At 51.2% G+C, this 17,279-nt stretch carries 16 protein-coding genes; all 16 read right to left on the bottom strand.

All coding sequences use genetic code 11. From position 1 onward, the window contains the following. Position 1: 1 nt before the first annotated feature. On the bottom strand, positions 2 to 1,006 hold the full coding sequence (gnd, locus tag C7433_RS15050) for a phosphogluconate dehydrogenase (NAD(+)-dependent, decarboxylating) (protein WP_039339386.1): 1,005 nt from the start codon (positions 1,004 to 1,006) through the stop codon (positions 2 to 4). A gap of 1 nt (position 1,007) precedes the next feature. After that, positions 1,008 to 3,509, bottom strand: coding sequence for a glucan 1,4-alpha-glucosidase (locus C7433_RS15045; protein WP_110268553.1), 2,502 nt, complete (start codon positions 3,507 to 3,509; stop codon positions 1,008 to 1,010). Positions 3,510 to 4,824: 1,315 nt separating this feature from the next. Beyond that, complete coding sequence (locus C7433_RS15040) at positions 4,825 to 5,103, bottom strand: hypothetical protein (RefSeq protein ID WP_146212564.1); 279 nt, start codon at positions 5,101 to 5,103, stop codon at positions 4,825 to 4,827. A gap of 663 nt (positions 5,104 to 5,766) precedes the next feature. Next, positions 5,767 to 6,249: a VirK family protein gene (locus tag C7433_RS15035; protein WP_050505021.1), complete on the bottom strand. Its 483-nt coding sequence runs from the start codon at positions 6,247 to 6,249 to the stop codon at positions 5,767 to 5,769. Between the two features lie 48 nt (positions 6,250 to 6,297). Then, entirely contained in the window at positions 6,298 to 6,723 is a 426-nt protein-coding gene (locus C7433_RS15030) for a GNAT family N-acetyltransferase (protein WP_039339383.1), read from the bottom strand. A gap of 81 nt (positions 6,724 to 6,804) precedes the next feature. Continuing rightward, positions 6,805 to 7,887, bottom strand: a complete 1,083-nt coding sequence (gene sctU, locus C7433_RS15025) for a type III secretion system export apparatus subunit SctU (RefSeq protein ID WP_110268462.1) — start codon at positions 7,885 to 7,887, stop codon at positions 6,805 to 6,807. 1 nt (position 7,888) lies between these two features. Continuing rightward, positions 7,889 to 8,686, bottom strand: coding sequence for a type III secretion system export apparatus subunit SctT (sctT, locus tag C7433_RS15020; protein WP_033742534.1), 798 nt, complete (start codon positions 8,684 to 8,686; stop codon positions 7,889 to 7,891). Positions 8,687 to 8,688: 2 nt separating this feature from the next. Next, positions 8,689 to 8,949, bottom strand: a complete 261-nt coding sequence (sctS, locus tag C7433_RS15015) for a type III secretion system export apparatus subunit SctS (RefSeq protein WP_033742539.1) — start codon at positions 8,947 to 8,949, stop codon at positions 8,689 to 8,691. 9 nt (positions 8,950 to 8,958) lie between these two features. After that, positions 8,959 to 9,612, bottom strand: a complete 654-nt coding sequence (sctR, locus tag C7433_RS15010; RefSeq protein ID WP_033742541.1) for a type III secretion system export apparatus subunit SctR — start codon at positions 9,610 to 9,612, stop codon at positions 8,959 to 8,961. Positions 9,613 to 9,614: 2 nt separating this feature from the next. After that, complete coding sequence (locus C7433_RS15005) at positions 9,615 to 10,625, bottom strand: FliM/FliN family flagellar motor switch protein (RefSeq protein ID WP_110268461.1); 1,011 nt, start codon at positions 10,623 to 10,625, stop codon at positions 9,615 to 9,617. Then, a complete protein-coding gene (locus C7433_RS15000; protein WP_110268460.1) occupies positions 10,625 to 11,098 on the bottom strand; it encodes a type III secretion system HrpP C-terminal domain-containing protein in 474 nt (157 codons plus the stop codon). Before C7433_RS15000 ends, C7433_RS15005 begins: the two co-directional genes overlap by 1 nt. Further along, positions 11,095 to 11,535 carry a hypothetical protein gene (locus C7433_RS14995; protein WP_050505023.1) on the bottom strand — a complete coding sequence of 147 codons (441 nt, stop codon included), beginning with the start codon at positions 11,533 to 11,535 and terminating at the stop codon, positions 11,095 to 11,097. Before C7433_RS14995 ends, C7433_RS15000 begins: the two co-directional genes overlap by 4 nt. Next, positions 11,522 to 12,886, bottom strand: coding sequence for a FliI/YscN family ATPase (locus tag C7433_RS14990; RefSeq protein ID WP_110268459.1), 1,365 nt, complete (start codon positions 12,884 to 12,886; stop codon positions 11,522 to 11,524). The genes C7433_RS14995 and C7433_RS14990 overlap by 14 nt, the downstream gene beginning before the upstream one ends. Next, positions 12,880 to 13,815, bottom strand: a complete 936-nt coding sequence (sctD, locus tag C7433_RS14985; RefSeq protein ID WP_033742551.1) for a type III secretion system inner membrane ring subunit SctD — start codon at positions 13,813 to 13,815, stop codon at positions 12,880 to 12,882. The genes C7433_RS14990 and sctD overlap by 7 nt, the downstream gene beginning before the upstream one ends. Beyond that, positions 13,794 to 15,947, bottom strand: coding sequence for a type III secretion system export apparatus subunit SctV (gene sctV / locus C7433_RS14980; RefSeq protein ID WP_110268458.1), 2,154 nt, complete (start codon positions 15,945 to 15,947; stop codon positions 13,794 to 13,796). Before sctV ends, sctD begins: the two co-directional genes overlap by 22 nt. Then, the gene (sctW, locus tag C7433_RS14975; RefSeq protein ID WP_110268457.1) at positions 15,948 to 17,114 is read right to left on the bottom strand and encodes a type III secretion system gatekeeper subunit SctW; all 1,167 of its coding nucleotides are present in this window, start codon (positions 17,112 to 17,114) and stop codon (positions 15,948 to 15,950) included. Positions 17,115 to 17,279: the final 165 nt, after the last annotated feature.

Here is a 17,279-nt window from a genome sequence, read left to right as displayed (position 1 = left end):
TTTAGCGGTTTTTTTCCAGATGGCCACCGAAGGCGTGCCGCATGGCTGAAAGAACTTTTTCAGCAAACAGAGCTTCACCACGAGAAGAGAAACGCCCGAAGAGAGCAGACGCGAGAACCGGCGCGGGAACGCCCGTTTCCACCGCTGTCTGCAGTGTCCAGCGGCCTTCACCGGAATCTGACACACGACCATCATAGTTTTTAAGGTGCGGGTCCTGCTTCAACGCCTCGGCGGTCAAATCCAGCAGCCAGGAACCGATAACCGAGCCATGTCGCCATACCTCCGCAACGGCGGGAAGATTGATGTCAAAACGGTAATATTCAGGATGGGACAGAGGCGCGGTTTCCGCATCTGCCTCCCGTTCGCCGTTTCCGGCATTGGCGGCTTTCAGTATATTCAGGCCTTCGGCATAGGCGGCCATCACACCATATTCAATGCCATTATGTACCATCTTGACGAAGTGTCCGGCGCCCGCCGGCCCACAATGAAGATAGCCTCTCGGCGCTGTGCCTACGACCGCATCTTCCTCAATGTGCTGACCGGCACCAGGCGCGAGCGACGCAAAAATCGGATCCAGACGCTTCACAGCCGCCTGCGGGCCACCGATCATAAGGGAATAGCCACGTTCCAGGCCCCACACGCCACCCGATGTACCGACGTCGATATAGTCGATCCCAAGGGGGGAAAATTCTCCAGAGAGATCGATCGCTTCACGATAAAAGGAGTTGCCCCCGTCAATGATGGCGTCGCCTTTATTCAGCTTTGATGCGAAATCCCGCGCAATCTTCGGTGTGATCGCGGCAGGCAGCATGAGCCAGACCGCGCGCGGCGCCGCCAGTTTAGCAATAAGATCGGCTGGCGACGACGCGCCGGTTGCCCCCTCTTTAACCAGTGCGTCAACGTTATCGGCGTTCACGTCGAAGACCACGCAATCATGGCCCTGTTTAAGAAGACGACGAACCATGTTTGCGCCCATACGGCCGAGTCCTACCATTCCAATCTGCATATCATTCCTCTCTGTCAATGCGCATTTGATTTTCCGGTTCATTCACAACCTGAACGGTGAAGTCGGTGTGTTCCCAGTTTTCAACATCAGGCCAGTAGAAGGTGAAGACAACGCGGGTTCCTGCGTCCTCATGCTGTAAAGGCAGGTCCACATAGTATGTGCCAAGTCCGGAAGGGATCGCCGGACTGTCAGAGACGGTCGCCCAGTTATCTGTGCTCCAGTGCACCAGTGCGTTTGCTTCCGTTTCCAGCCTCAGTTGCTTCCCGACAGGAACAGAAGACAGGCGGTTGTTAAAGCGCCATATGCGCAAGTGCGATGCGGTTTTATTCCGGATATAGCGCTCGACGCCCTGCGGTGGCATATCGAAGACCGCGCCATCGCGGAGCGACCGCACGAGTTTAATATGCTCGGAATGCGCCCAGACAAGTGGCATGGCGCTCCCGGCTGGCTGGCCGAAGAACAGCTCCCTTTCAGGAATATCGGGCCCGTCCCAGGTCTGTTCCGGTAACAACCCGCCCGGACCTGCCGACTTCTCCAGCGTGGATAAGAGCGCCTCCGCGACCTCGCGCCTGCCCGCTGCCAGCTCGTAATGCGCGCGTTCGCCCGCCAGCAAGGGCCAGGGACGTCCCTGGCCAATACCATCGAACGGCGCGCCGTCTTCGTGCTCACCATAGCCATCGCCGGTATACCGATACCATAGTGGCCCCTGAGGGAGTTCGACACGCAGACTGTGGTCGATTGCTTTTACCGTATCCACGATGTGCGGGTCGTCGGCGGCGCGCAGACCAAAACGCACCAATGCCAGAGCATCCGGACTCAGCACATCGGTGGTTGACAGAATCGCCCGATCCGGCGTCTGGTTGCGGATCTCGGTTTCGCCGGATGCGCTTGCTTCATCCGTTGCGCCGGGGGGAGCGATGCGGACGTAGTGACCGGCAATACCAACCGATGCGCAAAAATCGGGCTCTCCGGCAAAGGTCCATTTTTCAATCTGCTCATTCCAGCAGTCGGCGGTTTCGCGCAGATGGTTTGCAGCCACCTCATCGCCGTCTAGCGAAAGCAGGTCCGCGGCGGCAAGAAGGGCGGAGACTTCGACCGCCAGGGTAAACGGGCTGTAGCCCGCGTCTTCTTCCCAACGATCCTCGCCGGTCGCCGGGCCGTTGGTCAAAATATAGCGGGCCGCACCGCGCAGCATGGGCATAATGTGTTTCAGCGCTTTTTTATCGAGATGACCAAGTCGGTGCAGCATATCGGCTAGCAGAACAGGGAAGGCACACTCATCCATCTGGATACCTGACCAGTATGGTTTTCCATCGAGCCACAGGTTCTGTGGCCAGCGCCCGGAGGGCTCCTGAACGCGTCGGAGATAATCCAGTATGGCGAGTGCTTCGTTGGCATCGCCAGCTGCCAGGAATCCCCCAGCCGTTTCGACCAGGTCACGCGGCCAGACCAGATGATAGCCTCCCAGATCGTCATCGCCCCTCGAAAACCCCCACGGAATCGTCAGGCTCGCGACAACGGCACCGGGGCAATCGGCTGCTTTATGCGAGGCCAGAACTGCGGTTGACACCCGGTATGTATTCACACCGTTCCGCTCGGGTTGATCGAGTGGAATGAGCGTGTTCTGCCATGCTTGCCAGTTACTGATGTAGTGCTTGCGGGCTTTGCCAAAGCCTGCTTTCAGACTGGCGGTTGCCGCCGCTGCGGCTTCGGATTCCGTCTGGCCGAACCCGATTGCCAGCGTGGCTTCACGGCAGGCACTTGTGAATGCCAGCTCACCGGCAAGGGCGACATTGCCATCGTCCGCGCGCTGATACGAGTTCGCGATGCGCCCGTATTTTTTCAGCTGTTGCCAGCCGTCTGACGTGCCGACAAAGCCCACGCTCATTGCCGTCCAGGGTATATCGCAGACGAGCGCTAAGTAACGAGAGCGACCCGTGGCGAAAAGCACGGGCCTGTCTTCAAATTCACTGATCCATGCGGTGTTCATTTGCCCGGCGTTCACCAGATGGGGAGCGAGCAGGGCGGTGATCTTGTAATCCGCAACATCCCCCTTTAGCGCGGTGAAACGGATGCGTTGCAGGACACAGTCACGGGCAGGATCGGTGATGATATCTTTTTCGAGCCGGTAGCGACCATCCCGGGCCGTGTTAACGATCGAAAAGGCCGGAATGCCTGGCGAGACCGTATGGGTTTCTGTCGAACAATCGCGCTTTTCTTCTGAAAAATAACCTTCAGGGGCGGTGATGATGAACCCGAAATCGCGGGTGCAGGCGCTGTCAACGCGCGGATAATAAATTTCGTTGAGAATGCCGTGGCTTAAGGTGAACCAGACGCGGGAATCAGGTGAAAGGGCGGTGCCAATTCCGCTCTTGGCACTCGATGTCCAGCGGGCTTCACTCCCTGGCTTTCCCGGCGCTACGTCAATGATGGCGCGTTGTTGTTGGGCGTCCTCGCTTGCGCACGTTTGCAACGGTAGGGCGTCGCTGTCAGAATTTGACATATTCAGAATACCTTGGCTGTGTGCAGAAAAAATCTTAACCACGAAGATGCGGATAACATCCTGACTTATCGCGGGCAAGAGTGAAAAATTTCTATACCAAAGCAACTTGGTTAAACTTAAAATCTTATGATTTTAGTATCGAACCTAATAGGGTTATAGCCGCTGTAACATTTCCGGTCAACTCTCTGAAAAGTTTCAATACACTTGAAAGTGTAAAAAATAAAATTTTTTTAGCGGTTAAGGATAACGGCTGAGTTAATTATTATCCGGGCATGACGCTCTGGGGCCAACTGCATGGCAAACAACCAGTTTTTTTATTTGACGGCTTTTGCCAGGATATGGCTCCGGGAGAACGTTATACGGACATGACAGAATCTTTACGGGAGGATGGCTTGCTGTGTGCCTGTACAACCCCGACCTCAGTTTGCGTGGTGTTTTTATTTCGCTGAAGTTTGAGAATAACTGCGTAATCGCTTCCACATCAAATCCAGAGGCTGGAAATGTATTTTCACGCTCAGCATTCAGAGCGATTAAGAATGCGCAGCTTCAACATTGCAGAGACAGAATTTCGTGCATGAGCGTTGATGCCAGCTGCTAAATGATGCATCCTGACGTCAATATCATTCAGATCCACTAAGCGGGAAAGCCTGAAGCAATAATCGGGGAGGCAATGCATTCGGAACAGGGGAATAACGAATCACAAGAGCAGGGGAAATGCTGACTTGTGGCATCGTTAATCGTATACCTTACTATTAACCTATTTTGTACCAGAATCAGATGCTCCTTTAAAACATCAGCGTTATTCACCAAATTAATATTTTGGAAGGTTCAACAATTTTAACCTTTAAAAATTTAGCACTCAATAATGTTAATGCATACGACGAATAATATTGGCCTCTTAATTTTCACACTTTTAACGTACTCGAATTTGGTGGAACGCATGATGCACTTGCCTGTATATCACGCGTACACGGCGTGGGAAATTTTTACGACCTCCGCATATTTAAATCCCGTCCATGCCAATGCAATACCTGGTGTGACGCCTTACTCTTTATCCGAGCGCTCCCGCTTTGGCTGCCCGCTTATAGCAGAGATATTGTTAGCGAGATCAATTACAAAAAAGTTGTAAATTAATGATTAATCAGAGTAAGTCAAAATTATCACGTCCGTCTCTGTCGATGCTTTCCTGCCTGCTGGGAATGACTCAGTATTTTTAACGAATCTGCGCTGTTAAGAATGAAAAAACCGCCTAAAGGCGATTTTTTTATTTTAGTCCGGAGTCTGCAGGCACAATTCACCGCCGGTTTTTAATCACTTACGATGCATCATCTGTGATGTCGTCATGTGGGCACGGGCCTAACTCGTCGCAGGCAGAGTTGACGCGCTGGCCACTCGCCAGGGTTGGCTCTTTGGCCAGAATCATGTTTTCGTTACCGTGCGCAGTATGCTTCAGCTGTGAAACCGCACCGTTGTGGACAGGCTGTGTAGATGCTGAAGGGGTTTCAGCCAGTGCTGCGCCCTGGTTTAACAAAAACGCAGTGAGAGCGAATGCTGTTGTCTTCAGTACCGATTTTGTTGAGAGCATGTTCATCATTTATCCTTAGTGATTACGTTCTGTTGTGGAAAGTATTATGTGAGTCGTTAGTCTCTGTGTCTGAGTTCCAGCAAACTGAAATTATATTTCCGGTATATCGGTTTTATGACGGACTCATAAAATCAGATTTTTCCTGTCCGGCCGGGCCATATCCTGAATCAGGCTGTTGTTAAAGTAAGATGGGAAAGAACGAATCAGTTAACGGGGATGCAGCGCTGAACGGTACGCTTTCACGGCGGCGGATGTCTGCTCTGTGCCAGCAGCGGACGTTGCTAAACTCATGATCTGCGTTGATCTGGTGGAGCCATGCGCATTCGCCCAGGCGGCGCACATCTGCGTCACGCTGAGCATCATATATGTTCAGAAAAGGCCTCACTGTCGCCGGAAGCGACGGCACCTTCTCTGTCCGGGCAGGCTGTTACGAGTTGTACAGTCCAGGGACAGCACTACGTGAATTCTGACAATAAAGCTCGGCAGTAAAAGAATTGATGACTGACAGGGGGAGAGGGGGCCCGCCGCTAAATGTGTAGACTCCACCTTATAGTGCAGGCCCCGTTAGCTCATATTACGCTGTAAAACCTGTTATTTATTTCTGATTGTTTAATTGCAAGGAAATAAAAACCCGCCAATAAATACCAGTAGGGCAGTTAAGCCGAAAAACCGTTAGTCCTGATCGTGAGAATAGAACACGATCCCTTTATTAATGGCACACTCGTATTGAGCGGGATTGCCGTAGGGCTTCCAGTCTGGCAAAGTAAACGTCCGCATGGAGAATCCTATGGTGTTTTCATCCTTTGAACGGTAGCGCAAAAACTGCACTTGCGGTTTATCTTTATTATTTACCGTTTGGTGCATATCTGAGAAAGCCAGAGAACCGTCAGGTCTGATCAGGTATGACGTAATCTTCATACCGCCTCTCATGGTACCTTTGATATTGTTTTCCCGATCGAAACACTGCGTTAAATCGATAGACAAATTAATGTCTTTTCCTTTCATTAACGCCTGGTTAATCTCAGAAACCGTATTGAGCGTACTGGCAAAAGCAGACTGGGAAAAGATGCATAAAAAAGTAGCCAATATGGCGAATTTACTGGCATACAGTCTGTACTTTCTGTCTGATGAAGCAGATTGCTTAGAGAGCAACATTTTCTTTCTCCATTATTAAAAACATTTTATAACATCACTGAGTAATAATTAAACCGCACATTCTAACTGTTTAATTAAAAAGTGCTGGCGATGATGATGGGGAATTTGCTCGATCGTCATTTGCAACAGGTAGCCTTGTTTCTCATAGAATTCACGCGCCTGAAAACTGAATGTATCAACGAAAACGCCTTTACAACCACGTGCTAATGCTTCCTGTTCTGCAGCGTGCAGCATCCTCGCGCCAAGCCCTGTTTTTCGACGTGATTCGTCGACCCACAGAAAGTGTATATGCATCCAGTTACCCCATGTAATAGCGACTAAGCCAGCCACTTTGTTGCCATCATCATCATTAATGAAAAGAGCAATGTCTTTTTTTTCATCAGGATCAACATACCGGGAATTAAACGCCATCAATTTCTTATGTATTTCAGCCACATCGTCAGGATGAGGAGTAGCTGTTATTATCATCTTCACGTACCCTGTTCCTTGTTAACAGCAATCTGCTCTACCTCAGCATTAAAACGTGTAAGTGGCGAGATGTGGCATTAAGTTCCATTATTCTGGCTCCAGTTCGATCACATCCTCGTCAGACGGGTCATCCAGTTCACGCAACACACGATAAACTCTCGCGACGGCCTGCAAAGTATGCCTGGGGATGAGTTGCCCCTCCTGGGATTGATAAAGCGTTCTGGCCAGCCAAATGAAGCGAATCACGGGAATTTTAGCCTGTTGTGCCCGGACAATCAGCGTTTTAGCATCACTGTCCTCGCCTTTGCATATGATACGTGGTAACGGCGTTAACTCAGGACGATAGTAGAGCGCAACAGCATAATGGGTAGGGTTGACCAGAAGCAGGTCAGCCTTTTCAAGCGGCTCTCGCTTCACAGCCTGTACAGGCGCGTTCAGCAACTCTTGTGCAACAGCATGACGATGTCCTTTCATATGAGGGTCACCTTCGGACTGCTTATGTTCATCACGTATGTCCTGATGACTCATACGCTGTTGCTTAAGGAAATAATACTTCTGCAGGCCAAAGTCCAGGAGGGTCATTATCAATAAGGTGAACAGTGTCTGGCGTGAAACGCGGGTGAGCAGAACCTCCACCGCAGGCCAAAAGCTGTTCAGGTCACCATAAGCAAGACGGGAAAGAGACTCAAGATCGGTACTCAGCACTAAAATAAAAATAGTGCATATTGCTGCAGCTTTTAGCACGCTACTAAGCATGTCGGTGAGTTTCTTCACAGAAAACATCTGCCTGAACTGATTCACAGGATTCAGGCGATTAAAATCAGGCTTGAGGGCTTCTGTTGCAAACAAAGGCCCATATTGTATCCAACCGCCGATAATACGAAGTAACGCAGCCACTGCCACAGTAATACCAAAAAATGTTGAAACAATAAGCAAAGCACTACCAGCAAGCTCGCTGAGAACCTGCTCAAAAGGCTGGTTCAGGCGCATAAGCGGCAACATCATAAGAGCCTGAAGCTTCTGCATGCCAACATCATCCAGCGCCATTACGGTTTCAACCACGCCTGCACAAATGAGAAGCTTCGGAACGTCCTGGCTTTGGGGAACCTGGCCTTTACGGCGCGCATCCTGAAGTTTTTTTGCCGTAGGTTTTTCCGTTTTTTCAGACATGTCACTGTCCCCCCAATAAGCCTTTTATCAGTTTGCTGAGATCGCGTAACAGGTACAGTCGTTCCTCTCCCAGCGTGCTTAACGTTGGGATATAAAGTACAAAAAACAGCAGACCGAGGAGGCATTTTGCGGGAACCGACAGAACAAAAGCCTGTAGCTGAGGGCTATACAGACTGAGAATCGCAATACTGAAATCCATCATGAGTAGTAGTGCCACCAGCGGACCAGCATAAATAATAATATGACTGAACGTGTCAGTCAGCAGAGCCAGATATTGCTCAAATCCATTATGATTCGGAAATGGCAACCACTGCATTACCGGCCACACAGAATAGCTGTCCCAAATAATCTGAGTGACGCCACTCAATCCAGTGGTAAGAATGAGAAACAGTATGAGTGTCTGTTGAAGCAGAAGACCCAGCGGTGTCACGTCACTACCGAGTGCCGGATTCAATTGTCCCCCAATGAGGGCGCCACGCTGGTTATCGAACAGAGCACCGACTGACTGAAATAACCAGAAGGGCATGCTGATCACCAATCCCAGCAGAATTCCAATCACCCCCTCTTTAAGGATAAGCGCAATAAGTTGCGGCCAGCCTGGCATTTGTAATGCCAGTTGTGCCTGTAAACCCAAAGTCGGGACGATTGCCAGCGCTAATACCACCCCGCTACGTACAATCCCTTTAAGGATATTGAAAGAAAATACCGGCACCAGGATCAGACAGGGATATAAACGTGCGGCACTCAGCGCCAGGGCGAAAAGATATTCATAGAGTACGTGGATGACAGTGTTCGCCATGATTAAGCGCCAGTTTGAGGAATCATGGCCATAGCCTGCTGGGCCAGCTCCAGCAACTCAACTCCAATCCAGCGACCACTCAATGCCAGTGCAATGCCTACCGCTACGAGTTTGATCGCGAACGGCAGGGTCTGGTCCTGAAGTTGCATGACGGCCTGAAGCAGAGAAACCAACACGCCAACAATGACGGCAACCAGCAATGGCGGAGCAGAAAGCAGAACCACAAGTAACATCGCCTGTTTAAAGAGATTCATTATTTCCATGCTTGCACCTCAAAGATAACTATAAAACAGGCCATCCAGCAGGCGTGTCCAGCCATTGATAAGCACAAAGAGCAACATTTTTAAGGGCAGGGAAAGTGTCATCGGGGCCACCATCTGCATCCCCAGCGCCAGTAAAACATTTGAAACAATGAGGTCGATAACAATAAACGGGATATAGATTAAGAAACCAATCTTGAATCCAGCTTGTAATTCCGACAAAACGAAAGCCGGTATGACAAGTAACAGGTTGTCTTTACTGATATTTTCTGACATGGACTTCGGCCACATCCTGACACTGTTTTCCTGCAAGTGAATCAAAATGTCGGGATCGGTGTTATGCGTCATAAATTTCTGTAACGGTGTTACGCCATTGGTGATGCTGGTTCTCAGGTTGTCCACATTCGAGAAATCTGCGGGCGCCTGACTGAACTGCTGCTGCATCTGATTAAAAACGGGAGCCATAACAAACAGCGTTGCCGCCAGTGCAATGCCGTAAAGGGCCATGTTGGGTGGAACCTGCTGGACCCCAATAGCATTACGTGTGATCAACAGCACCATAGAGATTTTTAAAAAGCAGGTACAGACGATCATCAGGATAGGTATGAGTGACAGCGCGCCCAGAAAAAGAGCAAAGGTCATGGGATCGAATTGTTCAGTACTCATACTCATACCTGCTGTAATGTCAGCAGGAGACGGGTGAGCTGTAATCCAAGTTGCCCTTCCACATCCACAAGTTCACCCTGAGCGATTAATGTCTCGCCGTAATATAAATCAGCTTCGCCAGGCGTCATGTTATCAAGCGTCAACACGCTGCCTGGCTGGAGGTGTTGCAGTTCTCCTAAAGTAAGGCGTGTCCGGCCACATCGGACTTCCAGCGACAATGGCAGCATGGCTAACGAGACATGATCATCCGATGCAAGATGTTCCCGTTTGGAAACAGCGTCAGAGCCTTCAGTTTCATAGGGGTTCAAAGCGGTTCTCTCCAGATGAGTAATCACAAAGTGATGAGGCAACTGCAGTGTCCCCACCAGCTCATATCCAGCAATGTTGACGTAGCCTTTTCCATCCGGGCTAAAATAGTTAACGGGGGGAACAAGCACATCGCCTTCCTGAAGCGCATGTAGCTGTGAGGTATGCAGAGTGATGCGGCCAAGCACTAACGGCCTGACGTAAGTCAGCGTGTCTGGCAGCGTATATCGTTGAGGTTGCCAACCGGGTTGCCTGAGCCAGTGTGCCAGGCTCGTATGGCTGAGATAAAGTCTGCCTTCCACACGACGCTCTCCGAGCCTGACAATAAGCCTCGTGCTTAACACATCCTTTTCAGCTCTGTCGCAGCGTTTTATTTCACCAAACAAGTTCGCCAGTTCTGGGCTGAGGTATTGATTAAATAATATCAATTCCCACTCACAGGCAGGCGACTGCACATCCTGATCGGTAAAAGGTGACAGCGACAACATATTAAGCAGCGGTATGCCGTCACCCAGGGAAAAGTTTCCCAGTGCACAAGACCAGTGAGTCAGGGCGATCGGAGAGGAGAGGTGCCCGGGCAAAAGAGACAGTGCTCCGACTTCATCACCTAACGTGAAAGGAAATGAATATTTGCACGCCAGTTGATTCTGTGACTGCATACTGGCCCGGCTCACCAGTGGGAAATGTCGTCGCGTTATCTTGCCCATCAGAGGCTACCCTGTTCAATTCTGAGACGGACAGGTGCACCAAAAGACTGACTCAACTGGCGGCGACACTGTCTTTCACGACGCTGCCAGTGATCCCAGACGCGAGGCGAAAAGCGCAGCGCAATATCCCATCCGGCCGGCTGGCAACGGGCGAGCCTGACGTCAACTTCGCCTGCTTCAGGCAGCATAAGGGTAAAAGCACAGTCTTCGTTAGCATGGTCAGCGATGTGTTCAAGTAACGCCTGATGAAGGCTGTCCCAGTCCGGCGAGGGCGATGCATCCGGCGGCTGATCCTTAACGGGCTCGTACGAAGTTGTGCTGGCCAAAAACAGTGAACCTAATGTGGCCAGCGATTCTTTGCTCTCGTGCTTGCGCAAGAAAGACGCGGATGTGGACTTACTTGCGCGCTCATCAAGCCGATGCTGAGGTTTATGGGACGGTAACCGGTCTGGATAACCCGATGGCTCTCTCATGCATCCTCCAGGTGTTCAGCTAAATATTCCAGTTTTTCGAGATCTTTTTGCCGTTCGCGCGTGTGTTGAGACGCTTGCGTCAGTTCATGAGCCACCTGTTGACAGCGTTGCTCTGACTGCTGACAGCTCTGCTGCTGCCGACACATGGTCTCCAGAGCCGTACGCTCTGCGTTAACCTGTGCCGTGAGCGTTTGCCGGCACGATTGCTTACGCAAGCCTTCACGCTGTCGTTGATAGTGCAACTGAGCTTGCTGAAGGTGCTGTTCTTCAACGTGTTGCTGTGACTCAGCCTCAGTCAGATTATTTTGCAGCTGTCGTTGTACGCGCTGGGCACGTATGAAACGCTGGCGGCGTAGGGGAATCAATGTCTCCAGGGCCATTTGTAGGCTTTCAAATGGGTTTTCCTGAGCAAGTTCATCGTCTTCATTCTGGCGCATGGGCACTGACCTCATTAAGTTGAGAGAGGATGTGTTCAAAAGGCTCAGGAGTGCGCATTGTCTGGCGCAGAAAATGGTTGATGGTGTCGTTCGCATTAACGGCAGCATCCGTCAGGATGTCGTGACCGGGTTGATATTCCCCTAACCGAATCAGCACTTCTACCTGCTTGTAGGCGGCTATGAGGCTACGGATATTCCCCGCCTGCTTGAGGTGAACCTGATCTACCACGTTACTCATGGTCCGGCTCAGGCTGGCCAGAATGTCGATAGCAGGGTAATGGTTACGCTCGGCCAGACGGCGACTGAGCACAATGTGTCCATCAATCAGTGAACGAACTTCATCGGCTACCGGATCGCCCATAGAGTCCTGTTCGATCAAGACCGAATACAGCGCGGTGATCGCTCCCTTCCGGGTCTGTCCGGCGCGTTCTACTAAGCGCGGCAGAAGCGTATATACAGAAGGCGGCAACCCGCCACGTCCCGGCGGTTCGCCTAAGGCGAGACCTATTTCACGTTGGGCACGGGCAAAGCGGGTTAAAGAGTCGATGATGAGCAGCACGCTTTTGCCCTCAGCACGAAACGCCTCGGCAATGGCAGTGGCTGTAAACGCGGCCCTGGCGCGCTCCATACTGCTTCGGTCTGAAGTGGCGCATAGCAAAATGGTACGTTTGCGTAGGGTATCGTCCAGCTCATGATCGAGAAATTCGCGCAACTCTCGACCACGTTCGCCAATCAAACCGAAGACGATAACATCACAGGGTGAATTTCTTGCCAGTTCTGCCAGCAGCGTCGTTTTACCACAACCCGCTCCGGCGAAAACGCCAACACGCTGGCCCTTGCCTATCGTCAAAAGACCATCAATCGCCCGCAGTCCGGTTGGCAAAACGGTATCAATTCGCGGTCGCTCTGTAGGAGGAGGTGCATCATTCAGGACGGGTACGGTAATGCACTGAAGGCCCGGCTCAGCGAAGGCGCTGTAGCCGCCAGGTTCCAGTGCGCGCCCAAAACCATCGAGTACACTCCCCATAAGCCGTTCACTCACGCAGATGCTGTGAGGGAGATAAAGGGGTGTGATAAGGGCACCCTGAGATATGCCGTCTAAAGCGCCGAGTGCAGAAAGCAAAATGTGTTCTGCACTAAAACCTACAATCTCGGACAACACAGCGTCACCCTCACTGCGCTGGATGAGGCACAAATCACCAATACGTGCGCCCGGCAGGCTGCATTCGATAAGAATCCCATTGATGCCGGTGACTCTTCCATAACGTCTGATGGGCTTATAACGGGCAAGCCGCTGTTGGTGATACAGCGACCACTGTTTCAAATCCTGGCTTAAGGTATCCATTACCATTTCACCCGGATATTTTCGCGCCCTGCAAACTCAATGCTGTCGCTGTTAATTGCCACCAGACGTAACTGGTCTACTTCATCGCCTATAAATATACGCTGACCACTGTCAGTGACGATGTTGGCGTGAGCACCGCTGGTAATTTGCACAATATTGAACGGCAGCTTAACGCTAGCGGCACCCACATGGTTATGAATCGGTAACCGTACGTCATAATGGCGATAAAGCGTTTTCAGCATGCGTTGTAATCGCTGATTTTCTTCATCGGTGACCCCGCCTGACAGGGTTACGCTTTGATTATCTGAAGTGAGAGAAACGTGTTTATTAAGCCCGCGGTCGAGCAACATGCTGGCAATAATCTGGCGCGTCCGGGGTACGCTCGTTAGCGAGGGTTTACCTGGAGCAGGTGGCGCGGAGGGCGAGGCAATGCTGGTATTCAGCATCCAGGTCCCTAACATCATAACCAGCAGCAACGTCAGGCCCATGTAAGACAGTTTCGCCCAAAATGGCAATGGGCTCTTCTTCGCCGAAAGGTGTTCTGAGACGGGTTGAACTGAGGCTGAAGCCTCAACCAAAGTTGGTTCACTATCGTGGGCTGACTCCGCGTCATGCAGCAGTTCAGCCTCATCCTCCGGCCAGGGCGTCGCTGCGTCAACGATGCTCAACCAGATATGCCCGACGGCAAAAGCTGTGCCAGGTTGCAGATTGCTCAGCGCTTCGCAGCGCTGCCCTTCGTTATCTTTCACTGGCCCGTCAGAGGCTTTGACTTCCCATCCCTGCGGGGTTTTTACCAGCTGACAGTGGCGATCCTTTATTCCCGGATCATAAAGGGCCAAATCGGCATGTTCATCAGCACCAATCCACCATTTATCGCCACTTAGCGGCAATGCAGCACCGCGGTGCAAGCCTGTCAGTACGCGTAATTCATGCATGATTCATCTTCCTGCAGCGTAGGCGGTGATAGCTGTAAATCGATCCGCCCCAACACATTGATTGCAACATTACTGGTCAATTCGGCGAAGGAGATAACCGGCACCGCATGGAACTCATCTTTCAGCAGCGCGCGAAGAGGGCTCCGTAAATCCTGGGCGACAAGAATTAACGCCTGTGGCGTGTCATAAGGAGGGAAGGCATTGCGCATTTGATGCAGTAAACTGATGCCGTAATCCTGCGCCAGCGAGAAAAAGGTTTCATTCTGTGCCTGACGTAAAGAATCACGGAGGAGCTCTTCGGTTTCCGGAGTCAGTAACCAGACATTTAGCCCATTCGGTTGCAGATACTGGTGGCAGATATGCTCTTTCAATGCAATACGGACAAGATCGGTGAGCGCCGCACTGTCTCGTTCATGTTGTCCATGTTCAACAAGTGTTTCCGCAATAGTGCGGACTGAGCGCAGCGGAATACGCTCGGAGGCCAGTCGCTGTAATACGGACGCAAAGCGGGAAAGCGGCATAATACGTTGCAATTCTTGAGCCAGCTCGGGTTGTTCGCTTTCCAGCCAGGTAAGAATGGATTTACTCTCCTGCAAACCAATAAACTGCGCGCAGCTCTGGTGAATAGCCTGCTCCATGCGCAGCATAATGAGCTGCCCGGCTGCCCAGTAGCGCATTTCGTCCTTTTGCAGGAGTGGGTGGTCAGGTGACAGCCAGCAATAGTGAGCTTCGTTCCGGTCTGCAATACCCGGCTTGAGTTGAATATCAGCTTCATCATGGTCCTCACCGTGCGAGGCATCCACATCACTTTTCCTGACAGCCACGAATGGAATGCCAAAGGTTGCAGTCACCAGAGGAATTTCATAAACACAGAAGCGAAACTCATCCTCAGCCAGCCTGGGCGAAAACTCGATATCGAAACCGGGAAGCGTGAAGCCAAAACGGTATACCAGGCGATTACGAAGACGACGTATTTCCCGTATCAGCGTTGTGGCAGCCTCACCACCCTGATGAACCTGGCTAAACTGCAGCAGAAAAGCGCGGGTTGGGTTGAAACGCCTGAGATCCTGGTAGCCATTTTCTTCTGGTGCCAGCTGCTGCAAATGGAGCTGGTCGGCCTCCTGTCGTATTCTGTTATGTTTACTGCGCCATAACTGAAAAAGACCGCTGCCCAGGGCGAGTAAGCTGATGATGATGAAGACGGCGGTGGGCATACCGGGCAACAGCGCAAAGCCGAGCATGCCTGCGGCAGACATAATCCAGGCCTTAGGCTGGCTTGTTAACTGTTCGGCGATTTCCCGGCCGATGTTGGCATCGACTTGCTGACCATCAGCGGAAACCCGGGTAATAATCATCCCGGCTGTCAGTGAAATGAGAAGCGCGGGGATCTGTGCGATCAAACCATCACCAATGGTCAATACAGAATAGATATGAATTGCTGCACTGGCGTCCATACCATTTTGCAGAACACCAATGGCGAACCCGCCAAGCATGTTGATAAAGACAATGACCAGGCCTGCTATGGCGTCACCTTTTACAAACTTCATTGCGCCGTCCATCGCGCCGAATAGCTGACTCTCTTTAGCCAGATTCTCTCGTCGCTGACGTGCCTGATGGGCTTCTATGAGTCCTGCGCGGAGGTCGCTGTCAATTGACATCTGCTTACCCGGCATCGCATCCAGAGTGAAGCGCGCAGCCACTTCTGCCACGCGCTCTGAACCCTTGGTTATCACCAGAAAATTCACTACGGTCAGAATCAAAAAGATCACCAGACCTACTGCCAGATTGCCGCCCACTACAAAATTTCCAAACGCTTCAACAATGTGTCCTGCATCCTGTTGCAACAGGATTTGACGCGTCGTTGAGATGGACAGCGCCAGACGAAACATCGTTGTTAAGAGCAGTACTGAAGGAAACGTTGAGAAAGCCAGTGGTTTTGGCAGATACATTGCCAAAACAATAAGTAGAGAAGATATGCATATATTGAGTGCGATCAGCACATCAATCAGACTGGTTGGCAGAGGAATTATCATCATGAACACGATCGACATGACGATCGTGGCACCTACGACTTCCGAGCGTTGCATCGCACTAATGGCGAGACGATTTAACCAGACAAACAACGAACTCATTTACCCTGCCGTCCTGGATTGTTTGAGCTCCGCACGCGGCTCAGCAGCTGCATATTCACCGATCATTGTGCGTAACAGATTTAACGCCAGGTGGCGGTTTTTATTTCTGTCCTCACGCCACACTCCCATAGGCAAATGGCTGAGTAGGGGAACCAATCCACTGAGAAACAAAACCTGATGTTGAGGATGCTGGCCGGCTACATCGCGCGTTAAGTTTTGTAAATCACGCAAATAGGCACCATTGCCACTCAGGTTAAGCAAACGACGGGTGAGATCCAGGGGAGTAATGCCGACACCGGGCAACTTACTGGTCAGTCGCGAAATTAAAGCTTTGCTTGCTGTAAGCGTCTGGCTGATATGACTGGCGTCCTGCAGGCTAACCATGATTTTTTGTAGCGCGCGTTTCGGTATGGAAGAGCTACGCGCTGCTATATCATCTGAAAGTGCTCGCTGTAGGGTACGCAGACCCTGGATGAAATTAACGCTGCCGAAACGGTTGAGCAGCGCATCCAGCATTGCATTACCCGATTGCAGGTGAACAATCGTCTCATAGTAAAGGTGACGCAACGCTTGCTTCTGCAGCGGATCGGTACTGAAGCTGGCAATGGCGTGCGCAGTATTTAAACCTGCGTTGACTTCAGCTCCCTTCTTTTCATGCAGTTGTTCGATGCTGTGCCGCGATCGCTCAACTATCAACGTATTCTGTGTCTGCTGCCCCTTTATCATCGTATGTCTTAACAAAACGTCACAAAGGGCTGGATCCTTTCCAGCGACATCCAGCAGAGCATCTAAGTCAGGCGCAGGCGATCGCTGGAGCAACGTCTGCATTTTTTGATTCTGCGTTTCCAGCTGAGCATGCTGTGGGTGCTCAAGCAACTTCATTAACTCGTAGAGTTTTTCAATACGTTCAATATGTTGAGTTGATTTGCTACCAGGTTGCGCGACGACTTTTCGCTGGTTAAGCGCTTTGTTTTTACGCTCTACATGTTCAGCAAACGTCATTGAGACCTCTTCCATAGCGTCTTCAAGCGGTGAGGCGGGCACTCTTGATGATGCGCCGCTTACCGAAGACGCTGCACTCACAACGGGTACCGATGCCTCTTCAACCACGGTATTGGGAGACAAATGCGCCGATTGAACGCCGGGCACAGCGGGAGCAATTTTCATCCTGGCGAACCTCATACAGGGAAGCTGATGCAGATATGTGGCGTGTTTTATGCTCCGGTTCCCAATAAATTTTCCCAGGCAACAGAGTTAATTACAGAAGATTGCAATGAGTTGCAGATTTAGCTGGAGCTTACGGCAAAAAGTTGCGAAAAAATGAAGGGAAAT

Origin of the sequence: Pantoea sp. PNA 03-3 (assembly GCF_003201175.1) — a bacterium.
Taxonomy (GTDB): Bacteria; Pseudomonadota; Gammaproteobacteria; order Enterobacterales; family Enterobacteriaceae; genus Pantoea; species Pantoea stewartii.
This window is presented reverse-complemented; position numbering and strand designations above follow the sequence as displayed.